The organism is Sphingomonas sp. STIS6.2, from assembly GCF_000732685.2.
Lineage (GTDB): Bacteria > Pseudomonadota > Alphaproteobacteria > Sphingomonadales > Sphingomonadaceae > Sphingomonas > Sphingomonas aerolata.
Map to the genome: position 1 here is coordinate 1 of NZ_JPDP02000128.1, position 2346 is coordinate 2346.

Consider the following 2346-nt stretch of genomic DNA (forward strand, 5'->3'; position numbering starts at 1 on the left):
CGCCTTCTACGTTACCCGTGATGAGCTATCTTGTATGATCGACGAAGGCGTTCGGCTCACTAGCGACTAGAAATTTAAGCCGATGAGGCCGAGCAGATGTTCGCTCGGCCCCGCCTTTTCAGCCTTCGACCGCTTCGACGTTGACGGCGGACTCGGCCAGTTCACTCATCATGTCGTCACCTTTGTGCATATCGGCGACGGCCGCTTCGAGCTTGCTCACGTCATCGTCGAGCTTGAGCGCCTTTGCGAAGGCGGCGACCGTACCGAAGCCGGTTATGCCGTAATGGGTCATGCGCTGGTACTGGGCGATGATCGCGGCATCGAGCACCGGTCCCGACTTGGGCGCTTCCTCGACGGTATGCTTCAGTGCCTCGGCGACGAGGCCTTCCATGCCTTTGCAATGCTCCTTCTTGAGCTTCTCGCCCTGCCCTTCGATCAACGCCTTCAACACGTCAGTGTGCTTGGCGATGCCGTCCTGCGACGATTGCAGCATGTCCTTCAGCTTGGTGTTCGTGGCCTGCTTGACGATCTTCTTGAGCGCCTTGGCCATCTGGTCGTTGGCCGACCAGAGGTCCGCCAGTTCGTCGGTATAGAGCTCCTGAAGCGTTTCGATTTCTGCCATGGTCCGTCTCCTGTCAGGTGGGATAACGGTAAGCCCAACGGTCTGACCCCCGCGATCGCTCCTTTCCCTCATTCATTGGCGTGTTGTTGGCGTTAGTCAGTTGCCTCAACGATGTTATGCTGGCCCGCAGCCAATGGCGGACGTACCCGCCAACCAGTGCTTCCCCTGGCATTGTTCGACCATCGCGGAGCGATTGTCGGCCCCGCTCGCTTGAGAGATACCAGCAGGAGAGTAAACATGGCGACGCTTCCCCCCGATCCCTATGCACCCGATCCGATCCGTGAGCCCGATGGCACGCCCATGCCTGACGATCAGCCTGAAACGCTTCCCGGGCCTGACAATCCCGAGCCGCCGGTGATTGAACCAGGCGACCCCGGTGACGCACCGAGTGACTCCCCGACCCAGGCGTAAGCCTTGCGATCAAGCCTGCCGGTTCAGCCGGTCAGATGCGAAGGAAAACCATGAAGCTCCCCAAGAACGCGCTTGTCGCCGTCGCCGATGGCGAGATCCTAAAACTATACCGGAACACCGGCGATGAGGGCAGCCCGTCCCTGACAGCGCTCCCCGATGCCGACATTTCGACATCCAACAAGGGCTCAGGTGGTCGGCATCAAAGCAGTTCGGCCAATCCAAGCGACAGCCAGCAGGACGAGGATGGATTTGCTGCCGGCATCGCGGCGCTGCTCAACAAGCAGGTGATGGGAGGCAAGGTCGATGCCGTCGTGGTGATCGCTGCGCCACGGACACTGGGCGAGTTGCGCAAGCACTATCATAAGACACTGGAGGCCAAGCTCGTCGGCGAGGTTTCCAAGGACCTGACCGGACATAGTGTTGCCGACATCCTTAAGGCGATCGCTTCAGCTTAGGCGGTTATTCCGGGAGAGGCCCAGCTCTCCCGGAATGCGGTAACTCTACGGTACCATCTCAAGTCTGTTACGCGCGACCTCTGCGGGCCTTTGTCACGGACATGGGGAGAATGACGCCACGTGGCTATTTGGCGCGGATGGCGTCGGCACGATCCTCGGCCGCGTCGGCCTTCTGATCGGCAATGCTGCGGGTCACGTCGGCCTGTCCTTGGCCGCATCGGCACGCGCCTCGATCGCCGCATTGGCGCTATCGGCTGCACGATCTTGCGCTTCCCCAACAGTTTCCGCTGGACCGCCGGGGTGGTGTCCTCGCTGGACACCACCCCGGCGTTCGCGTCCGCCTGCTCACCCGCATCTTCGCGTGCTCGAGGACGCCAACAGCGTCGATATCGACGAACGCTCCGCGCAGTGGAAGTCGGAAGGCTGGAACAACCCGGCAAGCGCCGCCATGGGCGTCGCAACAGCCGCAACACCGGATCGCACCCGTACCTCGACGCCGATGAACACCGACGGCGACGAGCAGACCCTGCAGGTCGTCCAGGAAAAACTGGTCGTCGGTAAGCGCGACGTCGATCGTGGCGGCGTCCGCGTCCGCTCCTATGTAACCGAGAAGGCGGTCCATGAGCAGGTCCGCCTGCGCGACGAGAGCATCAACGTCGAGCGCCGGCCGGTCAGCCGCGACGTCACCGATGCCGACGATGCGTTCCGCGAGCGTTCGTTCGAGATGACCGAAACCGACGAGGAAGCAGTTGTCGGTAAGAAGGCGCGGGTCGTCGAGGAAGTCGTCGTGCGCAAGACCGCCGATGACCGTGTCGAGGACATCAACGAGACGGTCCGTCGTACCGATGTCGATGTCGA

Annotated in this window: 4 protein-coding genes; 3 read left to right on the forward strand and 1 reads right to left on the reverse strand. The window is 61.7% G+C overall.

All coding sequences use genetic code 11. The annotated features are described in order from the left end of the window. Positions 1–118: 118 nt before the first annotated feature. On the reverse strand, positions 119–622 hold the full coding sequence (locus sphst_RS14055; RefSeq protein WP_031392867.1) for a YciE/YciF ferroxidase family protein: 504 nt from the start codon (positions 620–622) through the stop codon (positions 119–121). Positions 623–859: 237 nt separating this feature from the next. Between sphst_RS14055 and sphst_RS20670 the strand changes: the two genes are divergently transcribed. From sphst_RS20670 to sphst_RS14065, 3 genes are all read left to right on the forward strand, one after another. After that, positions 860–1033: a hypothetical protein gene (locus tag sphst_RS20670; RefSeq protein ID WP_159043643.1), complete on the forward strand. Its 174-nt coding sequence runs from the start codon at positions 860–862 to the stop codon at positions 1031–1033. 50 nt (positions 1034–1083) lie between these two features. Then, positions 1084–1488, forward strand: coding sequence for a host attachment family protein (locus tag sphst_RS14060; RefSeq protein ID WP_031392868.1), 405 nt, complete (start codon positions 1084–1086; stop codon positions 1486–1488). A gap of 361 nt (positions 1489–1849) precedes the next feature. After that, the coding region (locus tag sphst_RS14065; RefSeq protein WP_234387662.1) for a YsnF/AvaK domain-containing protein at positions 1850–2346 on the forward strand (497 nt) is incomplete at its 3' end.